A 6,731-nucleotide genomic window follows, 5' to 3' on the forward strand; every position below is an offset into this window, starting at 1 on the left:
AGAACAGCACACCCCGACACGTCCGCCGTTGTCGAATCCGGTTTTTCCCAGACGCCGCAAGCCCTCGCAGACCGCTTTGCCCTGATGCAGGTTTCCGTGCGCAATTTTTTGCCCCGATGCAGTTTCTGGCCTTGAGACGCGAGTTTGCCAGAGAACGTTTCTGGCCCATCTCAATTACATTGCAGCACGAAGTAACCTCATCCCGCCGGGTTTGACGGCGCGCGCAGCGCGACGGCAAACCCGGCGGAACAGGGCCGTCGTATTCCACTGCTCCAGAACCGCGCCAACCTTCGCGAACCACTCCAGCGCCAAACCCGTCAAGGCCGCGCGCAGCGCGCCAGCGGGTAGCCTTGACGGCCACCGGTTTGACACGCTCGGACATGCGGTGCAAGACGACATGGCGGCTTGCACCGTATGCAAAGCCGCGCTTTTGTATCGGGTTTGTTTCCGTTACGCAGTAACGGCGCATTGGGGAGCCCCTTGGGGGCGGACGGGGAGGCAGGCTGCGAGCACGGAGCGAAGGCCGCACCGCGGCTGCAGCCCGAGCGCAGCAGACAGCCGGGGGGGCGGGGTTCACGCCATTGACTGGCCGCTGCGCGGCCCCCGGCTTTTACCTTGCGCAAGCCATGCCAGGCCTTTTTCGTGCGCCAGGTTCTGGCCGGTTTATGGCCCTGACTGACTGGTGTGCGCCTCGCGCACCCGGCGGGCCGGGGGCGCCAGACATAACGCAAATTAGCAACGGCCGGCGGGCCGTTGCCGCAGCAGCGACTGGCGAACTGATGGCAACGGCCCGCCGGCCGTTGCTAATTTCCAGGCGTTATGTTCAATGTTGGGCCGGCGAAGCCGGCACAACATTTACCCCCGGCCCTCGTACACCTTCGGCCCGCAAGGGCCGCACATGCCTTTATCGTTCTTCTGGATTCTTCCGCGCATCGCTCACCGCCGTCACGTCGATGGCCGCCTTGCCATATACCCGTTGCAGCAGCCGCACCGGTTTTACTGCGTCTATCTGGTCCTGCTGCCCGCCTCGCTCCAGCCGCGCGGGATGCGTCGCCGTATGAATCTCCTTCAACGCACGGATTGCCACCTGTGTATAAATCTGCGTGCTCGTCAGTTGCGCGTGTCCGAGCATCACCTGCACGAACCGCACATCCGCTCCGTTTTCCAGCATCAGCGTGGCCATCGTGTGACGGAACAGGTGACACGATCCGCTCTTGTTCACGCCCGACGCCTTGATGTACTCGCTCACCATCTGGCCCAGGCTGCGCGGATCGATCGTATCACCCAGCACCGTCAGGAACAGTGTGCCGTCATCGGACGCCGCCGCGATCTGTGGCCGTACTTCGTTGAGGTATTTTGCGATCCACGCGAGCGCCCGATCGCCGATCGGAATCAACCGGTCACGCTTGCCCTTGCCCTCGCGAACCATCACCGTGCCTCGATCCGGGTCTACGTCATGCACATGCAGTTGGGTCAGTTCGGTCCTGCGGATGCCCGTGCTGTAGAACGTCTCCAGGATCGCCCGGTCACGGATGCCCTGCGCACTCGTCACGTCTGGCACGTTCAGGATCCGCTCCGCTTCATCGGCGCTCAGGATGTGTTTTGGCAAACGCTTTTCCACACGTGGCATGTCGATGTCCGCCGCCGGGTTCGACAGGATCCGGTTCTGCTTCACCAGCCACCGGAACCACAGCTTCACCGGCACCAGCCGCATGTGCTGGCTGCGCCCTGACAGCGCCTCGCCGTTCGCCTTGCGATACAGGAACAGATACCGCTGATAGCGCTCCAGGATCGGGCGCGTCACTTCCTGCGGCCGCGTCACGCCGCGCTCGTCACACCATGCGATGAACCCGCGCAGATGCGTCTCGCGATGCTCCACTGTCTGCTCGCTGTAGTTGCGCACCCGCATCCATTCCAGGAACGGCCGCATCTGGTGATACAGGCTTTGCGCATCATCAGCCGGACCAATCACCGGCAGGGGTGCGCGTGGTGTCAACCGTTTGCGCATGAGGAATCCTTAACAACGCGGGCTAAAGAAGGGTCGCGCCTGTTTTCGCAGAGATACGCGTTCCCGTTCACCCCGGACGGGTCGCGGCCTTCGCCTTGTGCCGTCTGGCTTTGAACCTCATCGACCACCCCCGACCGGGCACCGACTACCACCCGACCAGACCCCGACCGCCCTTCGTTTTGCCCCGACCGGTTGGCATCGTTGTCCAGCGCTTCGGCATCAATGAGCCCCATCAGGTGTGGCCGTCCATCGTCCGCGCCGTCATAGCGCAACTCGTATTCATGCGTGAGCCCACGCATTCCACGATGCGCGAGCACGTATTCAAGCTCCACCAGCCGCGCCAGATGAACCTTCAGTTGCGTATCGCCCCAGCTCGTTGCCTCGCGCACGTCGCGCCGCGTAAAACGGAATTCGCCCGGCTTCTGTGCTGTGGCCGCGCATCGTTCGCTGACCCACGCCTGGACCATCGTCAGCAGCCGCCGCGTCTGCGGCGGCAACTCATCGAGCGTGCGTCCCAGCACCTCATGCGCGATCCGGTTCGCCAGGCGGATATCGTCCTTCGTGACTTCGATGTACGTCAGCGCCTCGCCGCGATGCGTGACCATCCTGTGTGGCCGCTGGTACTGATGCAGCAACGCAATCGAGCGGATCAGCGTCAGGTACTTCATGTGATCGCGCCGCATGCGCGTCTTGTCGTCCATGAACGTCAACTGCTCTGCATACGGATTCACCACGTGAACCGGCTTGAGCAGCCGCTGCGCGTTGCGGTGCAGTTCAACGATGTGCTGTCTGTCCGTCTCGGCCAGCAGACCTTCGAGCGTCTGTTTCGCACGCTGCCGTGCGTGGATCTCGCGCGTCTGCTCGCGGCTTTCGTTGATCGTCAGCACCAGGCACCGGTTCAGCAGTTCCTCGTCGACGTCGATCGCGGTCGTCGTCAGCATCAGCATCACCGGACCTTTTACCCGATACTGCTTCGTCACCAGATTGCCCGTTGCCTCGTCCTTGCCCGTGCTCGCAATCGTCAGTTCGCCATCGCTTTGCAGCAGCTTCAGTGCATACGCCGCCTGCCGCACGCCTTCCTCTTCGGCAATCGCCAGGATCTTATGCTGCAGGTCCGTCTCGCCCAGGTAGAACAGACTCTGCCCGGTCATCGCGCTGTACTGGATGCGCTCCTCGTCCGGCATCAGGTCAAGTACTGCTTCCATCAGTGAACTCTTGCCTGCCGCGCTCGAGCTCTGGATCAGCACGGCCAGCGGCGCATCGAGCTTGCGCGACACCGCCGACAGATACCCGGCCAGCAGGTTCGTACTTTCACCCACCACACCGCAACGCGCCATATCCGCTTCAAGCCGTGCAATCAGGTCCGGCGCCTTCAGCCAGTCCAGCGCTGCCGCGTGTTCCACCGCGTCCAGCGTCACGCCTTTTTCCTTCGGCGCAAGCGTCGCGCGAATCGCCTCATCCTGCAACGTCTCCAGCTTCAGCAGCACGCGCCCGAGATCGCGCTTGAGCGTGTCCTCCTGCGAACCGAGTTCGACCGCCGCCGTTTTCAGATACACCGCACGCGCCTTTGCGCTGTACACGTCCAGCGTGTCGACGTGGTAACTGTCGCCGCGCCGAACCTGCGCATTCACCCGCATCTGCTCCGGCCCGAGGTTCTTTTGCCAGCCGCGGATACGCCACACGCGCTCGCCGAACGTGAACAGCAGTTCGCCGCTCGCTGTCTGCTTCACATCGAGCTCGTTCACCCATGACACGGCGGGTTGAGCCTCTTCTTTAGTCGCTTGCGCTACGGCTTGGGCAACCGCTTCGCCTGGCACAGCAGTAGCAGCTAAAGAGGAGGCCGGTTGAACGTCCTTCACTTCATCAACCTGCACCGGTTCAGCCTGCGCCGTCACGGCTGGCCGTTTGCCCTTGCCGATCCACTCGGCCTGTTGCAGCAGTACGCCCAGGCTCTTCTCCGCTGGCGTAACCTTTCTCGCGTAATCATTCGCGTCCATCCCCTTCGGGAACAGCACGCGCCACGTCTCGATACCGGCCTCGTGCAGTTCTGTCGCGAGCTTTTCCGCCGCGGCGTTGCCCGCGTCATCACGGTCGTATGCGATCCATACCCGGTCAGTGCCGTGGCGCTTCAATGCATCCCAATGGCTTTGCGTGAACCCGTTCACGCCGAACGCCGCGATCACGTTGCGATACCCTGCGCACCAGAACGTCAGTGCATCAATGAGCGCCTCGCACACGATCACCTCGCGGCTTGCCACCAGCGCCGCTTCGTTCCACACCCCCGCGAGCGGCAGCGACAGGTACAGATGCTTCGGCTGGCCCGCCGGTATCCTGTGACCCGGCGCAATGCGTCGTCCGTACATCTGCCGCACTGCCCCCGTGTCCAGCTCCAGCACCGGCACCACCAGACACCCGTTCAGGTGTTCATGGCCCGATTCGCGATACACGCCCACCCGTTGCAGCCGCTCGCGGACCTCGCGACCTTCCTTCGAATACCCCGGTGGCAGGCGGTACGTGAGGCTCTTGTTCGCATAGCCCAGCCGGAACGTGTCGATCACCTCGCCATGCACCAGCCCGCGTTGCGTGAGATACGCCTGCGCCTCCGGGCTCTGTTTCAGGGTGGCGTGATACGTGTCGGCCACCTCGCGCAGTAACGCCGCTTCATCAGAACCTGCAGCTAAAGAGGGCAGGTGCCGCACCTGCGAACGGTTCACGCCCGTTTTTTCCGCATCCGCGAGCGGCGCATCGTTGCGCAGTAACTGCACCGCATGCGGCAAGCTCACACCCTGGGTTTTCATCACCCAGTCCAGCACCGTGCCCGACGCGTTGCAGCCGAAGCAGTGGTACACGTTCTTCGCCTCCGACACCGACAGGCTCGGCGTGTCCTCCTCATGGAACACGCAGCGCATTACCCAGTCCCGCCCGCGCTTTTTCAGCTCATGACCCTGCGACTCGATCAGCCGCACCAGCGACACTTCACGCTTCAGTCTGTCCAGCTCGGTTTCCGGGATGCGCGGCATGAATCGTCCTTCTGGCTAAAACCTGTCAATACTCTTTTGAGGTTTTATTTTAATACCTTATAATGTTGTTGTCTGCAACAGATTGAGGGACCGGGGAATACAGTCATGGCATCTGCAACGCTTTGGTTCCTGCCCATGAACTTCCCCGCACGCCTGATTCAGGTGCGCAAATCACGCGGCCTTACCCAGCAGGAGCTGGCCGAGGCCGCGACGCTGCACGTCAATCAGGTTCGTCGATATGAAGCAGGGTCGGCTCAACCGACCTTAGAAGCCCTGACGCGCCTGGCACAGACGCTCAATGTCAGTCTTGATGAACTGGTGTTTGATGAGAACGAGCGCGGCCCGTCCGATGACCTGCGCTTGCAGTTCGAGGCAGTCAGCCAGATGCCCGACGAAGACCGCAACATCATCAAGGCGCTGCTCGATGGAATGATCCTCAAGTACCGTGCCAAGCAGATCATCAGCGGCTAAAGAAGGCCGCTACCACCACGGAACAGCAGGAGAGCAGATGTAAACGAAGCGCGGGCGATGAGTGCGTCAACACTCACCGCCCGCTGACCACCACCAACTCACAGCAGGAGTTGACCATGGCTGATGCCAATCTTAATGCATTGCACGCTCATCCCGAGCGACACGCCACCGTCCAGGAGATCATGCGCTGGCGCGCCTCACCCAAACCCGGCCGACCCTGGCGGACACCCAGGTTTTTTCCGTGGCTACGCATCGCCGGCATGTGGCTTGAACAGGCCGGCTTCCCGCCCGGTCAGCGCGTGTTAGTGGTTTTGCCGAGATTCACCCCAGCGCCGACGCCTATTGCAGTGGCAGTTCCGTTGCCAGGCGAATACATCAAACCACCACCGACAAAGTCGTATGCTCCCGTCAAACCTCCAGCGTAACCACCTGCAAAGTTATTTGCCTGCCCGGGCCTCACAGTTGGAGAGTTTAGCCATACGGCAGAAACTCCAACTCCTGCATTGACCGGATTGGGAACATTCAGGTTCAGCCCTCCACCAAAGAATGCATTCCCATCCCGTGTGAATGTCCCCCACACGCTGCCTACGAAGTAGTCCACCTGGAAGTTCACCATGTCCGGCGCGCGAATCAATCCAGGGTTCGAGCCGGTCGTCGTCACCTGATATGTCAGGCCGCTGCCTTGCGATCCCTTCACGATATACGCCTGCAAGTCAGGATCTCCCGGCCCGAGGCTCTGCGCCCACACCTGCTGGCCAGTCTGGTTCACGCCATAGGACTGCCAGTCGGTTCCATCCTGCGGCTGTGCGCCGGTGGCTACCCGAACACCTCCCGACTCAGTCTGGCCATTCACCGTCAGGTCCATCGTCGCCATCTGGTTTTCCACGTCCTGCTCGGTGTACTTGCCGCCGCTCTCGTCAGCTAGCTTCTTTGCGAGCGTCTTTTCCTGCGCCCTACCGTCCTGATGTAGCTGCCTGTTGTAAAGAACAGCACACCCCGACACGTCCGCCGTTGTCGAATCCGGTTTTTCCCAGACGCCGCAAGCCCTCGCAGACCGCTTTGCCCTGATGCAGGTTTCCGTGCGCAATTTTTTGCCCCGATGCAGTTTCTGGCCTTGAGACGCGAGTTTGCCAGAGAACGTTTCTGGCCCATCTCAATTACATTGCAGCACGAAGTAACCTCATCCCGCCGGGTTTGACGGCGCGCGCAGCGCGACGGCAAACCCGGCGGAA

The 6,731-nt window shown here is 61.8% G+C and carries 4 protein-coding genes; 1 reads left to right on the forward strand and 3 read right to left on the reverse strand.

The annotated features are described in order from the left end of the window. Window positions 1-904: 904 nt before the first annotated feature. Together xerC and M3I56_RS40075 are read right to left on the reverse strand one after the other, a co-directional pair. A complete protein-coding gene (xerC, locus tag M3I56_RS40070) occupies window positions 905-2,008 on the reverse strand; it encodes a site-specific tyrosine recombinase XerC (protein WP_254358564.1) in 1,104 nt (367 codons plus the stop codon). Then, window positions 1,993-5,028 carry a CHC2 zinc finger domain-containing protein gene (locus M3I56_RS40075; RefSeq protein ID WP_254358565.1) on the reverse strand — a complete coding sequence of 1,012 codons (3,036 nt, stop codon included), beginning with the start codon at window positions 5,026-5,028 and terminating at the stop codon, window positions 1,993-1,995. Before M3I56_RS40075 ends, xerC begins: the two co-directional genes overlap by 16 nt. 135 nt (window positions 5,029-5,163) lie before the next feature. Between M3I56_RS40075 and M3I56_RS40080 the strand changes: the two genes are divergently transcribed. Continuing rightward, entirely contained in the window at window positions 5,164-5,499 is a 336-nt protein-coding gene (locus tag M3I56_RS40080; RefSeq protein WP_165187421.1) for a helix-turn-helix domain-containing protein, read from the forward strand. Between the two features lie 292 nt (window positions 5,500-5,791). Here M3I56_RS40080 and M3I56_RS40085 read toward each other — a convergent pair whose 3' ends face one another. Then, on the reverse strand, window positions 5,792-6,586 hold the full coding sequence (locus M3I56_RS40085; RefSeq protein WP_254358566.1) for a hypothetical protein: 795 nt from the start codon (window positions 6,584-6,586) through the stop codon (window positions 5,792-5,794). Window positions 6,587-6,731 lie beyond the last annotated feature (145 nt).

Source organism: Paraburkholderia sp. CNPSo 3281, from assembly GCF_024206515.1.
Taxonomy (GTDB): Bacteria; Pseudomonadota; Gammaproteobacteria; order Burkholderiales; family Burkholderiaceae; genus Paraburkholderia; species Paraburkholderia nodosa.

Coding starts and splice junctions, on each gene's coding strand:
- M3I56_RS40075 (WP_254358565.1), bottom strand. CDS start 5,028: ATGCCGCGCATCCCGGAAACCGAGCTGGACAGACTGAAGCGTGAAGTG.
- xerC (WP_254358564.1), bottom strand. CDS start 2,008: ATGCGCAAACGGTTGACACCACGCGCACCCCTGCCGGTGATTGGTCCG.
- M3I56_RS40080 (WP_165187421.1), top strand. CDS start 5,164: ATGAACTTCCCCGCACGCCTGATTCAGGTGCGCAAATCACGCGGCCTT.